The 25,049-nt window shown below is 39.6% G+C and carries 19 protein-coding genes; 12 read left to right on the top strand and 7 right to left on the bottom strand.

The genetic code is table 11. The features are described 5' to 3' along the window. Positions 1-66 precede the first annotated feature (66 nt). Both C427_RS13035 and C427_RS13040 read right to left on the bottom strand, forming a co-directional pair. A complete protein-coding gene (locus tag C427_RS13035; protein ID WP_007641697.1) occupies positions 67-687 on the bottom strand; it encodes an alpha/beta family hydrolase in 621 nt (206 codons plus the stop codon). Beyond that, entirely contained in the window at positions 668-1,576 is a 909-nt protein-coding gene (locus C427_RS13040; RefSeq protein WP_007641696.1) for a transcriptional regulator GcvA, read from the bottom strand. Before C427_RS13040 ends, C427_RS13035 begins: the two co-directional genes overlap by 20 nt. A gap of 220 nt (positions 1,577-1,796) precedes the next feature. Between C427_RS13040 and C427_RS13045 the strand changes: the two genes are divergently transcribed. Further along, a complete protein-coding gene (locus C427_RS13045; protein WP_007641695.1) occupies positions 1,797-2,093 on the top strand; it encodes a hypothetical protein in 297 nt (98 codons plus the stop codon). Between the two features lie 174 nt (positions 2,094-2,267). Here the strand turns inward: C427_RS13045 and kdsA are convergent, their stop codons facing one another. Further along, on the bottom strand, positions 2,268-3,137 hold the full coding sequence (kdsA, locus tag C427_RS13050) for a 3-deoxy-8-phosphooctulonate synthase (RefSeq protein WP_007641694.1): 870 nt from the start codon (positions 3,135-3,137) through the stop codon (positions 2,268-2,270). Positions 3,138-3,420: 283 nt separating this feature from the next. Here kdsA and miaB point away from each other — a divergent pair, with 283 nt between their 5' ends. From miaB to C427_RS13085, 7 genes are all read left to right on the top strand, one after another. Further along, a complete protein-coding gene (gene miaB / locus C427_RS13055; protein WP_034900062.1) occupies positions 3,421-4,851 on the top strand; it encodes a tRNA (N6-isopentenyl adenosine(37)-C2)-methylthiotransferase MiaB in 1,431 nt (476 codons plus the stop codon). Positions 4,852-4,898: 47 nt separating this feature from the next. After that, positions 4,899-5,963, top strand: a complete 1,065-nt coding sequence (locus C427_RS13060; RefSeq protein WP_007641692.1) for a PhoH family protein — start codon at positions 4,899-4,901, stop codon at positions 5,961-5,963. A 7-nt stretch (positions 5,964-5,970) separates the two neighbouring features. Next, positions 5,971-6,459 carry an rRNA maturation RNase YbeY gene (gene ybeY / locus C427_RS13065; RefSeq protein ID WP_007641691.1) on the top strand — a complete coding sequence of 163 codons (489 nt, stop codon included), beginning with the start codon at positions 5,971-5,973 and terminating at the stop codon, positions 6,457-6,459. Between the two features lie 65 nt (positions 6,460-6,524). Continuing rightward, on the top strand, positions 6,525-7,385 hold the full coding sequence (locus tag C427_RS13070; RefSeq protein ID WP_007641690.1) for an HlyC/CorC family transporter: 861 nt from the start codon (positions 6,525-6,527) through the stop codon (positions 7,383-7,385). 47 nt (positions 7,386-7,432) lie between these two features. Continuing rightward, positions 7,433-8,944 carry an apolipoprotein N-acyltransferase gene (gene lnt / locus C427_RS13075; protein ID WP_081589060.1) on the top strand — a complete coding sequence of 504 codons (1,512 nt, stop codon included), beginning with the start codon at positions 7,433-7,435 and terminating at the stop codon, positions 8,942-8,944. A gap of 4 nt (positions 8,945-8,948) precedes the next feature. Beyond that, a complete protein-coding gene (locus C427_RS13080; RefSeq protein WP_007641684.1) occupies positions 8,949-9,452 on the top strand; it encodes a GNAT family N-acetyltransferase in 504 nt (167 codons plus the stop codon). 426 nt (positions 9,453-9,878) lie between these two features. Further along, entirely contained in the window at positions 9,879-12,794 is a 2,916-nt protein-coding gene (locus C427_RS13085) for a TonB-dependent receptor (RefSeq protein ID WP_007641683.1), read from the top strand. A 524-nt stretch (positions 12,795-13,318) separates the two neighbouring features. On the opposite strand, the gene C427_RS13090 is transcribed toward C427_RS13085, so the two are convergent. Next, positions 13,319-14,236, bottom strand: coding sequence for a DMT family transporter (locus tag C427_RS13090; protein WP_007641682.1), 918 nt, complete (start codon positions 14,234-14,236; stop codon positions 13,319-13,321). A gap of 719 nt (positions 14,237-14,955) precedes the next feature. On the opposite strand from C427_RS13090, the gene C427_RS13095 reads away from it, so the two are divergent. Further along, a complete protein-coding gene (locus C427_RS13095) occupies positions 14,956-16,554 on the top strand; it encodes a GMC family oxidoreductase (RefSeq protein WP_007641674.1) in 1,599 nt (532 codons plus the stop codon). A 91-nt stretch (positions 16,555-16,645) separates the two neighbouring features. Here C427_RS13095 and C427_RS13100 read toward each other — a convergent pair whose 3' ends face one another. The 3 genes from C427_RS13100 to C427_RS13110 all read right to left on the bottom strand — a co-directional run bounded on the left by C427_RS13100 (position 16,646) and on the right by C427_RS13110 (position 20,694). After that, the gene (locus tag C427_RS13100) at positions 16,646-18,205 is read right to left on the bottom strand and encodes an AMP-binding protein (protein WP_007641672.1); all 1,560 of its coding nucleotides are present in this window, start codon (positions 18,203-18,205) and stop codon (positions 16,646-16,648) included. Positions 18,206-18,226: 21 nt separating this feature from the next. Then, positions 18,227-19,642, bottom strand: a complete 1,416-nt coding sequence (locus C427_RS13105; RefSeq protein WP_007641671.1) for a coniferyl aldehyde dehydrogenase — start codon at positions 19,640-19,642, stop codon at positions 18,227-18,229. A gap of 77 nt (positions 19,643-19,719) precedes the next feature. Then, positions 19,720-20,694 (bottom strand): AraC family transcriptional regulator ligand-binding domain-containing protein, encoded by a 975-nt coding sequence (locus C427_RS13110; RefSeq protein WP_015430927.1) that lies wholly within the window; start codon positions 20,692-20,694, stop codon positions 19,720-19,722. A gap of 178 nt (positions 20,695-20,872) precedes the next feature. Between C427_RS13110 and C427_RS13115 the strand changes: the two genes are divergently transcribed. From C427_RS13115 to C427_RS26770, 3 genes are all read left to right on the top strand, one after another. Further along, on the top strand, positions 20,873-22,822 hold the full coding sequence (locus tag C427_RS13115) for a DUF1302 domain-containing protein (RefSeq protein WP_007641669.1): 1,950 nt from the start codon (positions 20,873-20,875) through the stop codon (positions 22,820-22,822). Between the two features lie 13 nt (positions 22,823-22,835). Then, positions 22,836-24,197, top strand: a complete 1,362-nt coding sequence (locus C427_RS13120) for a DUF1329 domain-containing protein (protein WP_007641667.1) — start codon at positions 22,836-22,838, stop codon at positions 24,195-24,197. Between the two features lie 532 nt (positions 24,198-24,729). Continuing rightward, the gene (locus C427_RS26770) at positions 24,730-24,963 is read left to right on the top strand and encodes an MBL fold metallo-hydrolase (RefSeq protein WP_007641661.1); all 234 of its coding nucleotides are present in this window, start codon (positions 24,730-24,732) and stop codon (positions 24,961-24,963) included. Positions 24,964-25,049: the final 86 nt, after the last annotated feature.

Below are 25,049 nucleotides of genomic sequence, written 5' to 3' on the forward strand. Positions count from 1 at the left end.
AATGTAAATTCTGGATTAAACAGGGTGATACATGTCAATTCCACCGATCATGTTAATGTTAATAACTTAGAGATGCGTTCTGATAAATGCAGCGCTATGCTCAATTGCCTTATGTAAATTTTCTCCTAAGTTGTGGCCAGAAGCTTTGCGCGGTTTAAAACTATGATCACCATCCGTTAAATAGTTTACTTGAACCTGTGCAGATAAATGATACGTGCCGATTTCTTCACGGGTACCAAAGCTGTCTCGCTCGCCTTGTATAATCAATACGGGTTTATTAATTGCTAATAAATGTTCAGTGCGTAATTTATCTGGCTTATTCGGAGGATGAAAGGGATATCCCATGCATATACAACCTAACGCAGTCGACTCTTGCAATAACATACTGGCCATCCTACCACCCATCGACTTTCCACCAATAAAGATGGGTAACCTGTTGTCAATTTCACTGAGTACCTTTGTAAAGTGAACCAGTAATTTTTCGGCCCTATCGGGTGGTCGCCTTTTACCCAAGTCCTCGGCCAATTGCATATAAGCAAAATTAAAACGCACTACGTTAATATTGTGTTTGGCCAAGCCCTCGGCCATCAGCTGCATAAATTCACTATTTTGCCCAGCACCCGCTCCATGGGCAAAAACAAAGGTCGCGATTGGGTTTTGAGCTGTATTAATTAAAGTATTGATCATCTTGCTCTTCTTTTACTTGTGCCAATAACCATTCACGAAATGCAGTTATCTTACCTAGATCAGCCTGAGATTGATGACAAACTAAATAATAAGCACTTCTAGTAATTAACTTTTCTTCGAATGGGCATATTAAGCGCCCCGCTTCAATTTCTGGTCTAGCTAAAAAACTGTATCCTAGAGCGATCCCTTGCCCCAACGCAGCCACTTGCTGAACTAACAGCGAATGACTAAAGATCGGGCCATGATTAACATTCACCCCCAATACGTTGAAATGTCGTATCCACTCCTGCCAAGCGTCTCTAGATGAGTCATGCAATAACGTATGTTGTGAGAGATCGTCCAATTTCTTTAGAGGCTTACCCCCTTGGATTAATAGAGGGGAACACATAGGAGTGAGATATTCGGTATGCAACTTATCTGCTGCCAGACCTGACCATTTACCTTTTCCAAAATAAATAGCAACATCTACATCATCGGTTAAAAACCCTTCATCGCCATCTACCGCTTTAATTCGAAGATCTATATCCGGGTTTAACTGACTAAATTTGCTGATCCTAGGTACTAACCACTGAATTGCAAAACTTGTCTGTAGCGCTACTGTGATGGCACCTTTTCCGCCTTTTGCAACTAATCGTTCAGTTGCATTATTTAGTGACTGAAAAATATCCTTTAATTCAAGGTAGTAGCTCTGGCCTTCTTCAGTCAAAAACAACGAACGATTTTTGCGCACAAAAAGTTTCATGGATAAAAACTCTTCTAATGCTTTTATTTGATGGCTGACAGCTGCTTGAGTAACAAATAGTTCATCTGCTGCGCGAGTAAAACTGAGATGTCTGGCCGCTACTTCAAAAGCTTTAAGGGAATTTAGAGGAGGTAATCTGCGGTTCATAAGTAAGCTATCAATATATTATATTCTAAGCACCATTAAAGCATTAGTTTTTCTAATCTACAAGCATACAAAAAGTCATTTTATTAGATATTAACGAGAGTGTAGAATCCGCTTCGTGGTAAATATTTATTGTTTTAAAACAATAGATAACAATCACAAATCTGATTTATGAAACAAAAAACACTTATTATTTTACATTACTAAACTAAAGGTTAACAAAATGAAAACAACTTATACAATAATGGCTATTTTAGTCTCGGTACTTTTTTCTCAAACTGCTGAAGCAAAATTAGGTGCTAATCGTTCTACGATGCAACTTGAAAGTTCAATAGGAATAAATATTGAAACCGAAATTGTCAACAACATCAATATGATGCTAGAGAATGTTCAAGCTCCTGCAATTAAATTAGATGTTGTTAAACAACTTGGTATCGAAACACTTCAATCCCAAACCAACGAACTGGTACAAAATGTGAGCCTACCAGAATTCAAGTTCAAAGTAGTCATAGCTGATTAAGTAATTATTTATTTAAGTTAGAGCGGCTTGTTAACACCTATTAGTAAGTTATCGCTGTGCGGGACCTCACGTGCTGGGAACACCATGATAGATCTCATGTCATAAGCCTGCCGCATATGGTTGATGGAGCCTAGCACAGCAAAACTTACAACAGCATTCACTCATATCTATTTATTAATCTGCACTGGTGTCTAGCGGCGCAAATCCTTTAACCAATTCATCTAATGCTTTCATTTGTTGTAAATACGGTTCTAATTTATCCAAAGCCAAAGCGCAAGGCCCGTCACATTTAGCTTGATTAGGATTAGGATGTGCTTCAATGAACAACCCCGCAATCCCTAAAGCCATTCCACTTCTGGCAAGTTGTGCTGCTTGAGCACGGCGACCATCTGCTGAATCGGTTCGCCCACCAGGTTTTTGTAAAGCATGGGTCGCATCAAAAATAACAGGTGCATACGCTTTCATCTCATCCATAGCCAACATATCGACCACTAGATTGTTATAGCCATAACAAGAGCCTCGTTCACACAAGATAATCTTATCATTCCCGGCCTCACCAAATTTAGTGATGATATGACGCATTTCGTGAGCCGCTAAAAATTGTGGTTTTTTCACGTTAATAATTACGCCAGTTTTTGCCATCGCTACAACCAAATCAGTTTGACGAGCCAAAAATGCAGGTAATTGAATCACATCCACTACTTCTGCAACCGGAGCTGCTTGGTGGGTCTCGTGAACATCTGTTATCAAGGGCACATTGAAGGTTTGTTTGATTTCTTCAAATATTTTTAGCCCCTCTTCCATTCCTGGGCCACGGTAAGAATTAACAGATGAACGATTAGCTTTATCAAATGATGCTTTGAACACATAAGGAATACCCAGTTTTTGGGTTACTTCTTTATAATGTTCAGCAATACGCATTGCCATATCTCTAGACTCCAGCACATTCATGCCGCCAAAAAGCACAAAAGGTTTGTCATTAGCCACTTCAATATTACCAATGGCGAGTTTCTGTAAGTTTTGTTTAATTTGCATATTTTGCATGTAGAGGTCTTAATATTTTTGAGTTTCAATTGATGAACAGCATACCAAGCAAAGCAATTTGTGGGTATATGAAAAGCACCAGCCGTCAATAAATTTGTTTTGTAGACTGGTGATTCAATTATTCGCTGTTTACTGAGTATTTATTAGGCATATAATTCGTGTAAAAGTAGCGATTAGTTCAAATAACACGTAAGATCACAGGTTCGATTTTAGTGACTTATTAAGACTTCATATCTTTTAAGTGACAGCACAAAATGATTGCCAAAGGTAAATACGATCCGCTATGACAAAAAAGCTATTTATTAAAACCTGGGGTTGCCAAATGAACGAGTATGACTCGGAGAAAATGGCCGACCTCTTGAACTCGACTCATGGTTATCAAGCCACAGACACAGCTGAAGACGCCGATATCATATTGCTCAATACCTGCTCAATTCGTGAGAAAGCTCAAGAAAAAGTATTTCATCAATTAGGTCGCTGGAAAAACCTTAAAAAAGACAAACCTGAGCTTATTATTGGTGTAGGTGGATGCGTGGCCTCACAAGAAGGCAAGACTATCCGCAAACGCGCGCCTTTTGTTGATTTGGTGTTTGGTCCCCAAACTCTGCATCGCTTACCAGAAATGATAAATCAAATTAAAGGTGGTAGTAAATCCGTCATCGATATTAGTTTTCCAGAAATTGAAAAGTTTGACCGCTTACCCGAGCCCAAGGCAGATGGCCCAAGCGCGTTTGTTTCGATTATGGAAGGCTGCTCTAAATACTGTACATTTTGCGTAGTGCCCTACACTCGGGGTGAAGAAGTGAGTCGCCCAGTAGATGACGTCTTATTAGAGATTGCGCAGCTAGCGGCTCAAGGCGTTCGTGAAGTTAATATGTTGGGGCAAAACGTGAATGCGTTTCGTGGCCCAAATTACGACGGTAGTATCTGTACTTTTGCTGAGTTATTAGAATTGGTCGCGTCTATCAATGGTATCGATCGTATTCGTTATACTACTTCACATCCGGTAGAGTTTACTGACGATATTATTGATGCATATGCACAAATCCCAGAACTGGTTGATCACTTACATCTGCCGGTACAATCTGGGGCAGACCGTATTTTAAACTTGATGAAGCGTGGTCATACTGCCATCGAGTATAAATCTAAAATTAGAAGGCTTAAAAAAATCCGACCAAACTTAAGTATGTCATCTGATTTTATAATCGGTTTTCCTGGTGAAACTAACGCTGACTTTGAAGCAACAATGGACTTAATTCAAGCCATGGACTTTGACTTAAGTTTTAGTTTTATCTACAGCGCACGACCCGGCACACCGGCAGCTGATTTACCCGATGATGTGACCGAAGAGACAAAAAAACAACGTTTGAGTTTGTTGCAACAACGTATCACCCAGCAGGCATTACGCATTGCCCGCAATATGGTGGACACCGAACAACGTATTTTGGTAGAAGGTCCAAGCAAAAAGAATCCAATGGAGTTATCTGGACGTACTGAAAACAATCGAGTGGTGAACTTTGAAGGTTCCTACAAAATGATTGGTCAATTTGTTGATGTTAAAATAACCGATGTGTTCGCTAATTCATTAAGAGGTGATGTGATCAGAACTGAAGATCAGATGGACTTACGCAATGAATTGGCACCACACACTATTTTAGCTAAAAACCCAAATAAAGTTGACGACTTAGGTGTCGGTCAAGTCGCTGTCGTTTAGTATTAATACCTATGCCAACAAATCTATAAATTAAAGAGAGTAACCATTTGAGCAACCTTTTAAGCAGTGAAATTGTATTAGAGCCCTCAGACCACAAACGTTTATCCAGTTTGTGTGGGCCACTAGATGACAATATCAAACAAATTGAACGTCGTTTGGGTGTAGAAATAACTTACCGTAACAACGAATTTAAAGTGATGGGACAGTCGCAACAATCTAGCGGTGCAGCAGAACTACTGAAGTTACTGTATATGGAAACTCAACCCATTCGTGGCGTGATCCCTGATATAGAACCAAACAAAGTACATTTAGCTATTCAAGAGGCAAAATGTTTGGAGCGAGCCGAGGCCGGACAATATGGTAAAGAAGTCCATATAAAAACTAAACGTGGGGTAATTAAACCTCGTAACCCCAATCAGTCGCAATACGTTAGCAATATCATTAATCACGATATTAGCTTTGGTGTGGGCCCTGCTGGCACCGGTAAAACATATTTAGCTGTTGCTTGTGCGGTAGAAGCATTAGAACGTCAAGAAGTGCGGCGTATTTTATTGACTCGACCTGCGGTAGAAGCAGGTGAAAAACTAGGTTTTTTACCTGGCGACCTGTCTCAAAAAGTCGACCCGTATCTGCGCCCTCTTTATGATGCTTTATTTGAAATGCTAGGATTTGAAAAAGTTGAAAAGTTAATTGAACGCAGTGTTATCGAAGTGGCGCCATTAGCCTACATGCGGGGTCGTACCTTAAACGATGCCTTTATTATTTTGGATGAAGGACAGAATACGACAGTAGAACAAATGAAAATGTTCTTAACCCGTATCGGATTTAATTCTCAGGCGGTGATCACTGGTGATATAACTCAAGTAGATTTACCTCGTGGTGTACGTTCAGGTTTACGCCATTGCATAGAAGTATTAAAAGATGTTAACGATATTTCTTTCAACTTCTTCAGTGCCAATGATGTGGTACGTCATCCAGTTGTAGGGCGTATTGTTATGGCTTATGAAGAATATGAAGGCAAACAAGAAAAAGAGCGTTTAGAAAAAAAAGCGCAACAAGAAGCGCTTTCTAGTGAAGTCATTGTCAATAAACATCAAGATCCCACTAAGTGAAAATCCGGTGAGCGCCATTTTAGACTTACAACTTGCCAGTGATAGTGCCGATATCCCTAAACAACAGGATATGCAATTATGGCTAGATACGTTGTTGTCTCACCAGCAGCTTAATAAAAAAGAAATCACGGTGCGTATTGTTGACGAAGCAGAAATCCAACAGCTTAATCAACAATATCGTGGTAAAGACAAGTCAACTAATGTGTTGTCCTTCCCTTTTGAAATGCCTGAACTAGTCATGCCTGACGGTGTCCATATGGATGAATCTATAAGTGATTTTTTAGGGGATATTGTGGTATGCACACAAGTAGTCAAACTAGAATCTCAGCAACAAAACAAGCTTCTGGCTCATCACTGGGCACATATGTTGATACATGGCACCTTGCATTTGCTTGGTTATGACCACATTGAAGATCAAGATGCGGAAGAAATGGAAGGTATTGAAATTGCTATATTACAAAAATTAGGCATTGACGACCCCTACCAAAATCATTAATGATGCATTGTGAATTATTCATAAAGCTTTAATGCTTTACTAAAACTAACCTAAATAACGAGATCATGAGCGAAGATACCCCCCCATCTACTAACGGTTCTGCCAACAAAGGCTGGATTGAGAAAATAGTCCAGTCCTTTACGGGAGAGCCGAAAAATAAGGAAGAGTTGTTTGAGGTCATTACTGACGCAGAACAACGCGAGGTCATTAACCCTGAAACTAAAGCCATGATTGAAGGAGTGATGGAAGTGAGCGAAATGCGTGTCAGGGAGATTATGATCCCAAGAGCACAAATGCGTACCATTGATATTGACCAAAGTGTAGAAGAGTTTCTACCTATCCTCTTAGACTCTGCCCATTCCCGCTTTCCTGTTATTAACGAAGACAAAGACCATATTGAAGGTATTTTGCTGGCTAAAGACTTACTTGAATATGCCTTCGTATCTGGGAAAGATCTTGAGCTAAAAAATATTCTTCGTCCGGCCGTTATTGTCCCCGAAAGTAAACGTGTAGACGTGTTGCTTAAAGAGTTTCAACAAAAACGCTATCACATGGCCATAGTAGTAGATGAGTATGGCGGTGTGTCAGGATTGGTGACTATTGAAGATATCCTTGAATTAATAGTCGGTGAAATTGAAGACGAACATGACGTGGAAGAAAATGAGAACGATGGTATTCGTCCACTTAATAAGTACACTTACTCAGTTAAAGCCCTCACATCATTAGAAGATTTTAATAAGTTTTTCGAAACTAAATTTGATGAAGAAGAAGCAGACACCATAGGTGGGATAGTGTTAAAAGCGTTTGGTCATATGCCACAGCGTGACGAAAAAGTGACTATTGATGAGATTAAATTTAAGGTGACTAACTCAGATAAAAGGCGTTTGCTGCAGTTAAAAGTCACATTACCAGAAACAGAAGAATAGCTCTGAGCATCACATACAATGGACGTAACGTCTCATTCCCTCTAAAACTGCTTGTTACTTGTCTTTGTGGTGTGTTGCTTACATTGGCTTACGCGCCGTTTTCATTTTGGTTTGTTACATTTCTAAGCCTCACTAGCTTTATTTACTTACTAAGCAACTCATTGCCCAAACAAGGCTTTAAACTAGGTTTTGCCTTTGGTTTAGGCTGGTTTGGTGCAGGTGTGAGCTGGGTGCATGTAAGCATTGCCGATTTTGGTGGGATCCCACTGATTGGCTCTATAACACTGATGCTTCTGCTAAGCGCATATCTAGCTTTATTCCCTGCGTTAAGTTGTTATATCCTCACTAAGTACTTTTCACGTAAACTATGGCCTCTTGCCCTACCCTTTATTTGGTTAATGGTTGAATGGTTAAGAAGTTGGTTGCTAACCGGTTTCCCTTGGCTTTCTTTGGGTTATAGCCAAATTCAAGGCCCACTTGCAGGATGGTTTCCAGTTATTGGAGAGTTTGGTGTTTCAGGGTTACTTGTATTCATTTGCACGGCAATTGCTATAAGCCTAACGGCTAAAAAATGGCTTTCAAGTGTCATTATAGTCACGATGTTTTTCATATCTGGGCTAGCGTTAAATCGGTATCAATGGGCTAAACCAAGCGGTGAAACTGCGCGTATTGCCATGGTTCAAGGTAATATAGAACAAGCCTTGCGCTGGACCCCGGAACAAGACCAACCAACTATGAACAAATACAAAACCATGACGGCTGATCATTGGGATAATGACGTTATCATCTGGCCAGAAGCGGCGATCCCTAAACTTGAACCCGTGGCCGCAGATTATCTCAGTGAAATAGATAACTTAGCCGCACATACGAACACAGGGTTAATCACGGGTATTGTTAATTACAACTTTGAAACCCGAGAAGCCTACAACAACTTAATTGGTTTAGGCCAAAGACATACAAATGAAGATAATAATGACACTCCTCGCGGTCATTACTATTACTTTCATGGTAATCGATTTGCCAAGCATCACTTACTGCCGATAGGTGAGTTTATCCCATTAGAAGATTGGATACGTGGTTTAGCACCGATATTCGACTTGCCTATGTCATCCTTTAGTCGCGGTGATTATCAACAAGCAAATTTAGAGGCAAAAGGTTATCACTTTGCTCCGGCAATTTGCTTCGAAATCGCTTTTCCTCGCCAAATATCTGCCAACCTATATTCCAACACAGACTTTATTATCACTGTGAGTAACGATGCTTGGTTTGGCGGCTCTCATGGCCCAGCCCAACACTTAGAAATTGCTCAAGCGCGGGCCAAAGAATTTGGGTTACCTGTGTTACGTGCAACCAATAACGGCATCACTGCCTTTATCGATCACCAAGGTCGAATTCAAAGTAGACTACCTCAGTTCGAAGCTGCTGTACTAAGTGATGTTATCCAACAAGTGGAGGGGTATACTCCTTACCGTTTGTTTGGTGATTGGCCAATATGGAGTGTGTCTTTCATGCTGATTGGTATAGCATGCTGGAATAAAAAACAACTAAGACAAAAATAATTAAATGTTCACTCAAAGCCGCGACCCTAATTTTACTATTCGCTCAGCAACCATTGAAGACACAGCACTTATACTAAGGTTTATTCAAGAATTAGCAGATTACGAAAAACTCTTGCATGAAGTAGTCGCAGACGAAACCACACTCAAACAAAACTTATTCGGTGAAACACCTCACGCTAAAGTAATCATTGGTGAATATAATGGTAAGCCTGTATCGTTTGCATTGTATTTCCATAATTTTTCCACCTTTCTAGGGCGTCCCGGTATTTATTTAGAAGATTTGTACGTGCAACCCGATATGCGCGGCAAAGGTTTAGGCAAAATACTCTTGGGGTATTTGGCCTCACTTACCAAGGAACTAAACTGTGGTCGCCTAGAGTGGTGGGTATTGGATTGGAATAAACCCGCCATCGACTTTTACCAATCTCTTGGAGCACAACCTATGGATGAATGGACTGTAAATCGTGTTACGGGTGAAGCGTTGGATAAACTTGCTGCACAACTATAGTTTTAAGTAGTGAACCTCAACAGTTCAGAACACACAACTGGCTTAACTTTAGCAGAGGCGACTTCCAAAATAAGCTATCAGCACTGTATTCAACTAGTCTTCGCCCCTCTTTCCTATCATCATAGAATTGAAGAATGTGTTTAAGGAGATATTTTACTTAACCATAAACATTTAAATTAACATGTACAAAAAGGACTTTACACACGAATACTTTTCTTATAATAAACTACAGCAGAATTGTTATTGTTACACTAAAAATCATGTTCAAAGCAACACTGACCCCATTATTTGTGACACTCACCCCTCTGTTTGTGTCATTGACCCCTTTATTTTCTCCCTAATAAGACTTACGATATGCAGTAAGACTAATCTAAATTAGTTGATCCTCAAATTTTAATAAATAAAAAAACACATTAGGGAAAGAACATGAAAAAGTTTAGGAATAGTATAACTGCATTCGCAGTTGCTGCTGCTCTTGGTGTCTCGGGAACTGCGTTCGCATTAGACACTGGCGGTTTGAAAATAAGAGTGACTGACGCAAATGGTAGCCCAATCGCAGGTGCCACTGTATTAGTTCAAGCACCAGATGCTTTAGCTAGTAAAAACGCAGTGTCAGACGCAGACGGTTATGTAACACTGCGAGGTTTAGACGCCTCTAACCAGTATACAGTGAGCATTAATGGTGCGAACGTGCAACCGTTTGAAGCAACAGACGTTCGAGTACAAACAGGAAAGAGCCTTAACCTTACTTATTCTTTATCTGGCACAGATTCTGATTTGGAAACCATTACAGTTTCTGGTCGTTCTATGGCTGCGATTGATACTACTTCAGCTACAACTGGTTTAGATATTACACTTGATATGACTGAGTCGCTTCCGACTGGTCGTTCTTATCAAAGTTATCTGCAACTTACTCCTGGTGTAAAACCAAGTGCAACTGGTAACCCATCTTCTAAATCCGGTGTTAACTACGCTGATGGTGGTGGTGTAACTGGTCAATCAACAGATAACGTCTATTACATTGATGGCGTAAACGTTACCGATAATTCATCAGGTACGTTTGGTGGCAACATCAACTCAGAAATCATTCAAGAACAGCAAGTTATTACTGGTGCTTTACCTGCTAAATACGCTGGCGGCGGTGGTTTAGTATCAAGAGTTGTGACTAAATCTGGTGGTAATGAGTTTCATGGCTCTATTAACTATTATTTACAAAATGATAGTCTAGTAAGTGATGATGAAAATAAACCAAGTGCTGGCTTTTCAACTTTTGACACCGCTGTCACATTGGGCGGTCCAATTATTCAAGATAAGTTATGGTTTTTTGCTTCTTATCAAATAAAAAATCGTAAAGATGATGTGGCTAATCCTGATACAGGCTTAATTTCCCGTTCAGTTGAAAACGAGAGCACATTGGGTTTTGGTAAGGTAACTTGGCAAGCCACTGAAGATGATCGGTTAGTTGTTACTTATTTTAACGATCCTACAGACGTTTCTGGTCGCCGCGACTTCGACGTATTATCAAACCGTGACCGTTCACGAACTTCTGGTGGTGACAATTATAAAGTTGATTACTCACACACTTGGGATGATGTGGTCGTTAATGCTGGTTTTATGAGCCATGAATCAGAACTATCTGATCTTGCTAAAGATAAATCTACTCGTAATGATGTCGCTTATCTTACAGACGCCGCAACAGTAGGCCAAACAGATACCGACCTTGGTGGACTTGGCTCAGATACACTGCGTAATCGTAATAAAGAAAGTTCTTATATTAACATAGAGTATTACCTAGACACTGATTTTGGTTTCCATACTATTGAAGCTGGTTATTCAACAGAAACCAATGAAAACATAACCAACTTAGCTTATACAGGCGATGGCGCTCAATATACCTCTATTGCAGCCGCTGACTCAGGTGTTAGTTTTTCTGAATATACTGATGGTACTGAATGGGTGGGTAGTAAAGACATATCAAATGATGATATCCCGCGTATTGCTGCTGGTGCAGGTATATCTGAAGCAGATGTTGAAGCAATTGTATTTAACAGCACTGTTGGTAACCCAACAGGTGACGTTAACGCATATCGTATCATTCAAACTCAACAAGCTGAATCGAAGCTAGAAACTAAAGGGCAAACGTTCTATCTTCAAGATAAAATCATTATTGATGACCTAACCCTTAATATCGGTTTTCGCGCAGAAAAATGGGAGCATTTTGCATCAACTGGAGCGAAGATTTTTACCTTCGATTGGGACATTGCGCACCGTTTAAGTGCGGTTTATGATATTGATGGTGATGGCGATTCAAAAGTATGGGCTTTCGCAGGTCGTTATTATGACCCTATTCGTACAGATATGACATCTTTTGCGGGTAACCTAACGGGCTCTGTTCGCGAAGAGCAAGTGTTTGTTAACGGTGCATGGGAAACTTTCCGTACTCGTGGCGGCGTTGGAACACAAGATGCTTTCTTTGCACCTACTACTAAAACACCTTATACCGATGAATATTTAATTGGGTATTCGAAAAACCTTACCGAAGATACGAACATTTCTGTTACTTATACTAATCGTAAAACAAGAGATATCTTAGAAGATTACGATTTAGGTGTATATACTGAAGGTGGCCAGTTAGATGGTACAAGTTTGGCATTGCCATTGTCGTACTTCGGTTACACTGAAAACCCAGGTTCAAACTATGTTCTAGCCACATTGGAAGGTGGAAAACGTGATTATCAAGGTATCGAACTAACGTTTAATAAACTGCGTTCAGATAACTGGACCATGCGCGCGTCATATACATACAATGATGCTGAAGGTAACTCTAACTCTGATGGTAACGCAGATTTACAAGGTGATTTCTATTACTTAGATCCTCGTGCTCCAAACATGTACGATAAACAGCCAGGTAATATCGAACATTCTGCCAGAGTATTTGGTACGTATTTCTTCGATAATGGCTTTGAAATAGGTGCTATTTATAACTGGAATTCAGGTACTTTGTATAACAAAGCAACTAACGTATACGGACGTTATGTACCTTTACGTGAAACTTCATCGTATGATTTTGGTGGCTATGATGGCACTTGGATTGCACCTGGCAATGTAGCAAGTGAAAGCACTCCGGCATATGGCACCTTAGATATGCGACTTAAATACAACTATGATTTTGCTGACGATTATAGTGCAGAATTCTTCTTAGACATCTTTAACGTCTTAGATGATCAAGCAACTATTGAAGAAGAAGCATTTATAGCTGGTAGTGGTTCATTCGACTTTGGTCAATCCAAAGATTGGGTTGAACCTCGTCGCTTCTACTTAGGCGCTAAATTAATATTCTAAATTTAATTTAAAATATTGTTTGCATAAATAACCAGTAGTGAATAGCTACTGGTTATTTTTATTCATTAAAAACCAAATTTACTTAATTGTACTAAGATGTTGATTTTGCGACGTTGTTTATAGACTTTCTGATCACTACAAAATTTAGCTTTAACAAGTACTATTTACTCGACGCAACTATTTTAGATTGAAAATAGCTAAATCAACATTAGGTTGCAGTACAAAATTAGCCTCTCTCTTCTTATTAACTAGGTACAGCGGAGATTGAATCAATAATGATTCTACAATTAACAATTTACGAATAACGACTTACAACAAATAAAATCGCTCGTTTAATATTTCACCATTACAATAATCAAACATTATTACGGGATCCCATAAAATCTAAAATCAAATCCTTAAACCAAATATTCCTTCAATCTTTATAGGGACAGCGTTTGAGCGGGATTTGGGGTAAGAGATGCCTACACAACGCAATCCTCGACTTGAATAATTATTTGTGGTGTATAAGAAACCCGTTAGTCCTAACTCTGCTCTATTGGTTTATCAGCTGCGAATAACCTTCTAAATCTGTGAACGGGTGTTAACACGACTATATTGCCAGTTAAAACCAAAACAAAACCAATGACAGTGCTTGATTGCCAAACAAACCCCTCAAACATCATACTCAATGTCACAGCCACGACTGGAAACAATACCACTGAATAACTTGCCTTTTCAGGGCCTATATCTTTTAGCAATACAAAGTAACAAGCAAATGCGATGACGGTACCAAATATGCTTAGATACAGCAGTGATACAATATAAGGAAGCCGAGTATCGAAGCTAAACTCAGAACCGCTGATCAAGGTAAAGGTCAGAAGGAATAGACTGCCGTATAACATCCCCCATGCATTGCCCTGCATAATTCCAATATCGTTCTTGGAGTTGCGCACACTGGTCATATTCCCTAATGAGGCTACAAAAGTGCCAGCTAACGACAGTCCTAAACCGATGATCGCTTCACTGGCAAAATCTAGCGTTTTAACGTCTTGCCAAAACAACCCTATAATACCGGCGAGACCTAATGTTGCGCCTATAAAAATACGTGGTGCGATAGGTTTGCCAAAAAATATTCGGGTATTAATAATGTTCATTATTAATAATGTAGAGAACGCAATAGAGGTCATGGCTGAAGTTAAGTAGTCTTGAGCCCAATACAAAATCAGGTAATTAAATCCGAAGTTACAACAGGCTAAGGTCATAAAGAAAAGATGATTTTCAAGACTGAATTGCATTGGTAACTTTTTAATTAAGCAGTACACCCACATCAAAAGTGCAGCAATGGAGAAACGATAAACTAACGATACTTCAGGTGCTACAACACCTAACTGGTATTCGATGGCAAGCCATGTAGAGCCCCAAATCAGTACTGTTAGGACATATAAAACTGTGCTTCTCATTTTGATTGATTTTCCATTCTAAAAACTATACGGCTATTTAACCTGAACTCTGGATAAGACGTTCCGCGACCCTAAAAGTAATTATACCTAAAACAGTATGTCAGGTGGTTATAATTGATTTACTAGGCCAATAAATACATCCAGTGGAGCTATTATTGCGTTTATCGAGGCGAGCTTGTGAAGGAATAGCCAGCAATTGTGAGCAACTTCAATGAAGATAGGCGTAATAATAGCGGTACTGAACGGTAAGGTTTATCCAGAGCTCAGGTTATTTGTGTTATTCGTTGCCTCGGATACGATAACGTTTTATTCCAGTTGAAACTTGCATCACTTTTAAGTGAATGTTGTCTCAGCCAAGCAGGAAAGTCTGTTTGACGAACAACATCTATTTCTAATAGAATTAATATTTGACACATTTCAGTGTTTTAGAGTCCTCTCTATCCCCACGAACGGATATGAATTCTTATACAACCAACATTTCAGACTGATGAGATAAACGTTGTGAATTAAAAACCATTATTAAAATAAAATACACATTATTACCAATATCAATCTTTCATTGCAAAAATAGGAATTCAAATAATAACGGATTAAATGAATTTTAACTCACAAGTAGCTGAAAAAGGTTTGCAGTAGATAATAAATTGGCATTAATTGATACATTCTATACCTACACGACTGTTAATATAATGTTATGTAAAAGTAAAAAAGGCTTTTTAATGCAATTTGACTATATCATCATTGGTGCAGGTTCTGCAGGTTGTGTATTAGCTGCTCGCTTGTCAGAAAACCCAGATAATTCAGTGTGTTTGCTTGAAGCTGGCGGTCCTGATAGCAGTGTTTTAATTCATGCACCTATAGGTGTGGCAGCCATGATGCCCACTAAAATTAATAATTGGGCCTTTAAAACTATTCCTCAAAAAGGCTTAAATGGTCGGCAAGGTTATCAACCTAGAGGCAAAACTTTAGGGGGAAGCTCATCAACTAATGCCATGTTATACGTACGTGGAAATAAGTGGGATTATGATACTTGGGCCAGTTTAGGTAATGAAGGTTGGGCATATAAAGATGTACTACCTTATTTTAAAAAATCAGAAGGCAATGAAGTCTATTCTGACGAATTTCATAACAGCGAAGGTCCCCTAGGCGTATCAAACCCTACTGATGCTAGCAATCTTAATAATATGTTCTTTAGTGCATGCGAGGAACATGGCATCCCTTTTATAGACGACTTTAATGGTGCTAAGCAAGAAGGTGCATTTTTTTATCAAAGAACGGTTAAAAACGGTGAACGTTGCAGTGCGGCAAAAGCATTTTTAACTCCTAACTTATCTAGGCCTAACTTAACGGTTATCACGCACGCTGTGACAGAAAAGATCTTGTTCGCAGATAAAAAAGCCGTAGGAGTGCGTTATAAAAAAGCTAACCAGTCAGTGGAAATCAAATCCACTAAAGAGGTTATTCTCAGTGCGGGTGCGTTTGGTTCTCCACAAATATTGATGTTATCTGGAGTCGGAGCGACCCAGCATCTATCAGAAAAAGGCATAGCCAGTGTTCATGATTTAGCGGGCGTTGGGCAAAATCTACAAGACCATATAGATTATGTGCAAACTTACAAAGTATCCAGTAAGGCAGATACCTTCGGTATATCTCTAACTGGAGGATTTAGGATTATTAAATCCATGTTCCAATGGAAAAAAAGTAGGACTGGCAAAATCACCAGTACCTTGGCTGAATCAGGGGCTTTTTTCCATACTAAAGAGGGATTGAGTGCTCCAGACGCACAATTTGTTTTTGTTCCTGGGATTGTTGACGATCATGCGAGAAAAATAAACATGGGCCATGGCTATAGCTGTCATATTACGGTCTGTCGTCCTGAAAGTCGCGGCGAAGTGAAATTAAAGAGCACCGATCCAACAGACACGTTGTTGATCGATCCAAATTTCTTGGGTGACGAAAAAGATATGCAAACTATCATGGCTGGAGCGCAAAAAATGCAGACGATTTTAGAAGCTGATGCGTTCAGTGAGATAAGAAAAAATATGCTGTATTTAGTCGAAAAAAGTAATGAACAGCAATTAGAGCAAGACATACGTAACCGTGCAGACACCCAATACCATCCAGTAGGAACCTGTAAGATGGGACCTGCAACAGATATTTTGGCGGTGGTAGACTCTGAGTTGAGAGTTCATGGTTTACAAAGTTTAAGGGTAGTCGATGCCTCTATCATGCCTAATTTGGTAAGTGGCAATACCAATGCGCCCACCATCATGATTGCTGAAAAAGCTGCAGATATGATCTTAGCAGCTAATGCCTAGCCAACATATTTAAACTCCACCCCCATAAAAAAGCGAAGGTAAATAAAACCTTCGCCTTTAAATATCGGTGAAGTGTCATCCTAAATATTGTCTATTTGCGGAGTTCTCTGCGTAATAATTTACCTACAGATGACTTAGGCAGTTCTTGCATAAAAACGATTTTTTTCGGGACTTTGTAAGCAGTCAACATTACTTTGCAATGTTCTAATATGTCACTTTCTGACACCTCAGATTTAACAGTGATGTAAGCACAGACTTTTTCGCCAGTTTTTTCGTCTGGCTCGCCGATAACAGCAGCCTCTAATATTGCATCATGTTGAGACAGTACATCTTCAATCTCATTCGGATACACATTAAAACCAGAAACAATAATCATGTCTTTTAAACGGTCGACAATCTTAATCGTACCATCCTCTAAGCAAATACCCACATCCCCAGTTTTGAAAAAACCGTCTTGGGTTATAGCCTTCGCTGTTTCTTCAGGCATATTCCAATAACCCGCCATAACTTGTGGACCTTTAACCACAATTTGGCCTTCTTCAACAATCTGATCATTCTCATCCCAAAGTTGAATTTCAGTGCCCTCTACCGGCCTGCCTACAGTGCCAAGGCGCTCTTTACCTGGTCGGTTAAAACACACCACCGGTGACGTCTCAGATAATCCATAACCTTCTGAAATAGAACAGCCAGTAGTGGTTTTCCACATATCAACCGCGGTTGATGTCAGAGCTGTGCCACCTGATATGGTTATTTTTAAAGCAGAAAAATCTAAGACTTTAAATTCAGGATGCATACATAAACCTACAAACAAAGTGTTAATGCCCGCAAAACCAGTGAATTTAAAAGGTTTGATAGCCTGTATAAAAGCATCCATATCTCGTGGATTAGGGATTAATATATTCAGGTTACCGCTAGTAGTAAATACCAACATATTTACGCTGAATGCGTAGATATGGTAAAGCGGTAAAGGACAAACAAATATTTCTTCTCCTTCCGTGCAACCATCCTTCAACACTAATCGAGTCTGTTCTGCATTAGACATTATGTTGCTATGTGTTAAGCAGGCGCCTTTTGAAACACCAGTGGTGCCACCTGTATACTGCAGCACAGCATTGTCATTAATTGAGATAGCCGGTCTAGGGGCTAATACGGCATCTGCATACTCAGTTAATATTTGATTTAGACCAACACAACCAATAGGCGCTGTCATATCACCAGTTAATAAATCGGTAGCCGCAGTGGTAATAATCAACTGTATGTCAGTATGCTCTTTAACTTCATTGAATTTTGGCAATAAATCAGTCAATAAAATAATCGCTTTAGCACCAGAATCTTTAAATTGATGCTGCATTTCTCTGGGGGTATATAAAGGATTAGTGTTAACAATGATTAATCCTGCACGAAACGCGGCATAAGCGGCAATTGGATACTGATTCAAATTAGGTAGTTGGATCACTATTCTATCACCCGGCGACAAACTTTCTTGCTGCTGAAGCCAGCAAGCCAGAGCCTTAGATTGTGCGTCAATTTGGGCAAAGCTCAAGGTTTGGCCTAAACACGAAAACGCAGGCTTATCGGCATATTTCAATAAACAATGCTCAAGAAGGTCTGCAATATTATCGAACTCAAGATTGATAAGTGTCTGGGTCATAGTTATTCTTCTTAGTTGCTACTAGCGAATATAAAGCTTGTAAATAAGGTTATGCACGGCTGTGCCAAAAGGAGGAAATAAAAATTTTCCAAAGCTGACACGCCCGCGCGACAAAATGGATTTTGCATGAGAGAAGGTCTTAAAGCCTTCTGAACCATGATAACTTCCCATACCAGAAGAGCCTACCCCTCCAAACGGTAAGTCTTCAGCAGCCACATGAAAAGCCGCATCATTAATGCATACACCTCCTGAATGAGTACTTTTTAAAATTTGGTCCTGACAGGCTTTGTTAAAACTATATATATACAAAGCAAGAGGACGCTCGTCTGCGTTTATATAGTCAATCGCCTGCTGTAACGCGTCATATTCAACAATAGGCAACAGCGGGCCAAATATTTCTTGCTGCATGACCAGCATTTCTTTATTGACACCATGTATTAAAGTGAGCGGCATTTGTCTGGTTTTTGAACAACCAGGATCACTACCTAAAGGCGTAATAACCGCTCCTTTAGCTTGAGCATCGTCGATTAATAATTGTAAGCGAGCATGTTGAGCTGGATTGATCACACTGGTGTAATCTTTATTGTCCTTTACCGATGGGTACATACGCTCAAATGTTTTCTCGATCGCATCAATTAACTGCTGAGTTTTTCCTTTAGGACAAAAAATATAATCTGGTGCAACGCAGGTTTGACCGGCATTCAGAGTTTTACCCAAAATAAAACGTTCTACGGCAGTATTAATATCCATATCATCAGCAATAATAGCAGGTGATTTTCCACCTAACTCTAATGTGACAGGTACCAGGTGCTCGGCTGCAGCACGCATCACTAATTTCCCAACATTAGTTGAGCCCGTAAAAAACAAGTGGTCAAAAGGCAGAGAGGAAAATGCAGCAGCAACACTCGCATCGCCTTCAACAATGCTTATTTTATTAGGCTCAAAATATTTGTCTACTAATTGCTTAATGATACTTGCAGTATGAGGTGTGTATTCAGACATTTTTATCATGGCTTTATTGCCTGCGGCCAGCGCGGCAGTGAGTGGGCCTAAGCCTAAAAACACCGGATAGTTCCAAGGCACAATGATGCCTATCACACCCAATGGCTGATATTCCACTCTGGCAGATGCAGGCTGAAGTAACATACTTAGGTGTCGCTTACTGGGTTTCATCCATTTCTTTAGACGGTCAAGAGAGTAGTTGATCCCTTGCACTGTGGTGAGGATATCACCAATTTTTGAATCATCACTAGAGCGGCTTCCAAAATCCTGATCCATTGCCTTTATTAAAGCATCCTGATTTTCCAGCAATAACGCTTTTAATGCTTTTAAATCTTGTTGTCTTTGCTGAATTTCAGGAAAAGGCGTTTTCTTAAAGGAGTTTTTGAGTGTTGTTAGGATGTCAGTTAAATCGGTTTTTATAGCGTCTTCAATCATTATTTTGCCTTTTCCGAATAGGTTATATCAAGAGTAATTTATACTCGAAGATGATATAGATAGATAGATAGATAAATTCAGTATTTGTTAAAATATATACCAATATTGGAAAAACCAACTAGATAACCCACTTCACTTAATGATAGATGGCCTTGTGTAATGTATTCCAATGCGAGTTTCTTTCTTGTCTCTTCTAGTAAGTCTCGGTAACAGGCGTCTTGTTCGCTTAGTTTTCTTTGCAGATTTCGAAGACTCATGCCAATCTGCTTAGCAACATCAGTTTGAGTTGGCGTGCCTAACGGCAGCATGTCATGGATACTATTTCTAACTATTTGCACAACGTCATTCTTATCGAGCCTTGAAACAAATTCATTCAGCATCTTTTCGTGGGATTGAGTGATCAAAGGATTCCCCCCAAGTAGTGGCTCTTTTAAAATAGCGGTATCACAGCTAAATGAAATTTCATCTTGGTCGAAATTCACTGGACAATTAAAGAAATCACTCAGAAAATAAAACATATTCTCGGTATTCGACCAATTAAGATTAACTTCCTGGGGTCTAAAATTGTGGCTTGAGCATTCTCTGGCAAATTTAACCAAGGTCGCAATAAAAATGATAATAGAATTACGGGATAAAACGGGCCTATTAGTGGACTCATACAGAAATGGAGTGAGTACTAATTTATACACTCTAGGTCCTTCTTCTATTTTAATGGAACAGGTATTAGACACCACTTTTTTATAGCGCTCTACACGTTTGAACGCGTCGTATAGATTGTTAGACGCCATCATTGCATAACCTAGTATATGGAAAGTGCCCGGATGAAAATTTTCAGCTACAGTTATAGCAAAATCATGACGTTCTTTTAAATGATTACAATATTCAATTAACTGAGACACTCTTTCAGCAGAAATCCTAGATTCTGGGTCTTTAAAATCAGACGTTTTGATACCGCAATCAGCTAAGGTGCTATTAAAATCGATGTCCCATTCATCCATAGCTCGTTTTATGGGGATAAGCCAGCCACTGAGCACTGAAAAATAATCTGTCATACTAAAAAAATTGTCGCTTTAAATAAGTGAATAATCATCATATTGCATCATATGATAAGAGATTGGCATAGAGTTTAAGTTATTTTTATTTTTTTTATTTGTAGTATTAATGTAAGCATTTTGTTTAAATTCAATCTGGTCTGACCTATTTGGTTAACAATTAAACATGGGAACTATCATGTCTATTAGCAAACACACAAAAAAATTACTCGCTGCTGCAATAACAACAGCCTTATTTTCTTATTCTGCCACAGCTGCAGAATTTTATTTTGGTGAAGATGACGATATCAGTCTTCAAATCACCTCAAGACTTTCAATAGGGTCTAGCTGGCGGTTACAAGATGCTGATCCTTACTACATTGGCAAAACAAATGGCGGTACTGGCAACACATCCACCACAGACGATGGCAATCTTAACTTTGGTAAAAACGACGCGTTTTCTCAAATTATAAAAGGTTCTCATGATTTTAACCTAACCAAAGGAAACATTGGTGCATTTGTTCGGGTTAAATATTGGCATGACTTTGAATTATCTGATGGTGACAGACCCCATGGTAACTCCGGTAATGGTTATACCCCTGGTGAGCCATTAAGTGACGATGGCTTTACTCAGTTTGGCCAGTTTTCTGGTATTGAATTAATGGATGCCTATATTTTTGGTGCCTTTGACATAGGCGATGTTCCCTTAGATGTACGTTTAGGACGTCAAGTTGTCAGCTGGGGTGAAAGTACGTTTATCCAAGGTGGCCTCAATTCATCTAATCCATTTGATGTAAACGCATTACGTCGCCCGGGCGCTAGCCTAAAAGAAGGGCTGTTACCGGTCGGTATGTTCTTTGTCAATGCAGGTTTGACAGAAAATCTAAGTGTAGAAGCATTCTATCAATATGAATGGGAAAAAACCCAAATTGATGGGTGTGGTACGTATTTCTCTGGTGCGGATTTTGCAGCCGATGGTTGTAATTTTGTATCAGTAGGTCCACTTGGAGACCAATCCGGACTGGCAGCAGGTATTGCAGCAAAACGTGAAGCCGATATGGAGCCAGATGATGGTGGCCAGTATGGGTTAGCTCTCCGTTATTTTGCACAAGAGCTGAATGATACTGAATTTGGTTTTTACTACATGAACATTCACTCTCGAGTGCCGCTGATTAATTCTATTCGTGGTGCATTTCGCGGAATCAATCCAGCGTTACCGGTATTTTTACCTTGGGCAAATGCGGTTCAATTAGATGCTGCTTTCCCTACATTAGCTGCTGGTGCTGAAGCTGGTGTATTAACGCCTGAACAGCTAGGACAATTCGGTTTAGCCTCAGTATTACAAACCACAGGTGTAGACCGAGACACTATTGATGCCTTAAACCCTGGATATAATATTGAGTTTCCAGAAGATTTAAAATATTACGGCCTTAGCTTTGCAACCAATGTTGCAGGTTTTGCCTTGTCAGGTGAAGTTTCTTATAAACCTGACACGCCAATTCAGATAAGTGGCCCAGAAATTTTAAACGGGGTATTGTCTGAACAACCCTTCCTTAAATACTCTTCTCGTGTTTTAGGTGTCAACCCTGGTGAGCTTTCCAGAGGGTGGGATGAATTTGATGTCACTCAAGTTCAAGTTACTGCATTACAGTTTTTTGATCGGGTGTTAGGTGCTTCTCGCTTAACTGTTATCGCCGAAGCAGGTGTTATTTTAACCGATGATATTGAAGCATCTGATCAAAACTATGGTCGTAACTCAGTATTTGGGTTAGGAGATTTTGATGTAGGTGGTGGTATCAACTGTACAAACTTGGTTGCTGCAGGCGCACTTTCAGGTGATTGTATTGATGATGGTTACGTAACGGACACTGCTTGGGGTTATCGTATAAGAGCCGCACTAGATTATCCAAATGTATTTGCCGGTGTGTCTCTTTCACCCACAATCGATTGGCAGCATGATGTGTCTGGTTATTCTCCAGATCCAGGTCAACAGTTTAATGAAGGCGCTAAATCATTTGGTGTCTCACTCGAAGCCGTTTATCAACAAACTTATTCAGCCTCTTTAAGCTTTAGAAGCTTCAGTGGTGGCGATTATAATATTTTGTCGGATAAAGACTTTCTTGCCGTAAGTATTGGTATTACGTATTAATAGGATAAAAACAATGAAAAATTTAATCACTTCTGTAAGCGTATTGTGTTTGAGCTTAGCGGCGCACAATGCAATCGCTAAAGTATCACCAGAAGAAGCAGCAAAACTCGGCACTTCTTTAACCCCAATCGGTGCTGAAATGGCCGGTAACGCTGCGGGTACTATCCCAGCATGGACCGGAGGACTCAACAGTAAGAATTCTTCACCGAGCACGGATCCGGGTCGCCCATCTAACCCTTTTTCTTCAGATAAAATGTTATTTGAAATCACCAATGCGAACCTGTCTTCACACCAAGCTAATTTAAGCCCTGGTCAGATAGCTATGTTTGAAAAATATCCAGACTATAAAATGCCTGTTTATGAAACACGTCGCACCGCTGCTTACCCTGAAAACATCTATGATATAATTAAGAAAAATGCAGTTAATTCAGTATTAGTTCAAGGTGGTAATGGATTAAAATCTTTTGACACGGCCATTCCTTTCCCGATACCACAAGATGCTAACGAAGTGATTTGGAATCATATTACTCGTTTTCGTGGTGGTACTGCTAAACGCGAATTCACAACTATCCCTGTTCAAGCCGATGGCTCATTTGTTGAAGTAAAAATGAATGACCAATTGGTTTGGCCTGAATTTTTGGAAGGTGGCAGAGATGCTGAGAAAGATGCAAATATTCTTTTTTATTACCTACAAGTGATTACCGCTCCTGCACGTTTAACAGGTACTGCATTGTTAGTTCACGAAACCATTGACCAAGTAGAAGAAGCACGTAAAGCTTGGGTATACAATTCAGGGCAGCGACGAGTGCGCCGTGCTCCGAATGTATCCTATGATGGACCTGCTGCAGGAACTGATGGCTTAAGAACCACAGATAACTATGATATGTATAACGGTGCACCTGATAGGTACAACTGGAAATTAATCGGCAAAAAAGAAATGTATATCCCTTACAATTCTTACAAGTTGATGGATACCAGTATTAGCTATGAAAATGCAGTAAAAGCCGGGCATTTAAATACAGACAACTTACGTTATGAGTTACACCGTGTATGGGAAGTAGAAGCGACCCTAGCTGAAGGTGAACGTCATATTTATGCCAAGCGAACCTTCTTTATAGATGAAGATACTTGGGGGGCATCGGTTATTGATCATTATGATGGTCGTAACGAATTATGGCGTATGTCTGAAGGTCATAATGTGATGTTTTATGACGTGAATACACCTTGGATGGTAGCAGAAACCCTACATGACCTAAATTCTGGTCGGTATTTGGTCACAGGCTTAAGTAATGAAGAACCTAGATTCATGACTTGGGGAGGAGTCGAACAACGCACCGCGTTCTCTTCTTCAGCCCTACGACGCCTTAGTCGTTAAGCAATAAAATCAAAAAGGCTGAAATTTTCAGCCTTTTTTTATGTGTGAAATTTACTTGGGTATTACTTCAAAACTGTTTTTATAGACGATTAAAGAAAAAACTATGTTTATTATAAGCCACACTGCTTCACTCAACCTACTTATTCTGTTATCTGGATGTAAGAATACCAATGATACTAGTAATTATTCTACTACTGAAAAAGTGGCCACTAGTAAAATGCGAGAACACAAAAGTTGGTTAGACAGCGTTTGCCCTTTATTAATAATTTAGATTTTGAGCTAGCAGAAAAAGGCTTAATAAAACGTCCAGAACAATTAAAAATATTAGATGATAAATGTAGTGTGGGATTTGGGTAATTATGATTTTTTGACGAACCAAGACTACCACAGCACGATTAACCCAAGCTTATAACCTTAGGCTTGTCTTAACATGTCTTACGGCTTACATAAGGTTACAGAGCATATTTATAAGGTTCGTGGATATGACTTATCAATAATTCTTTCATCAAAAGTGATACAGGTTGGATAATGTTTGATCTTCTGCTGCCCCCTGCCACATCAGAAGCGGTATTTAACCCAAGAGCTTGGTGAGTTTCCGGTTAAGGCTGTTGTTTACAGCCATACCCATGCAGATCATTTTGGTGGTGTAAAAGGTGTGGTAAGCCAAGAGCAAGTGGATTCTGGCGTAGTACAAATTATCGCTCCTAAAGATTTTATGGAGCATGCCATTAAAGAAAATGATGGAAGACTTTACCTTCTGGTTTAATATCGCGACTCCCTAACACCCAAGGGCCCTAATAACTCACTCCCACAGGGATAAACATCCAGAGTCACATAAAAAAAGAGGACCCG

The sequence above is a fragment of the Paraglaciecola psychrophila 170 genome (genome assembly GCF_000347635.1).
GTDB lineage: Bacteria > Pseudomonadota > Gammaproteobacteria > Enterobacterales > Alteromonadaceae > Paraglaciecola > Paraglaciecola psychrophila.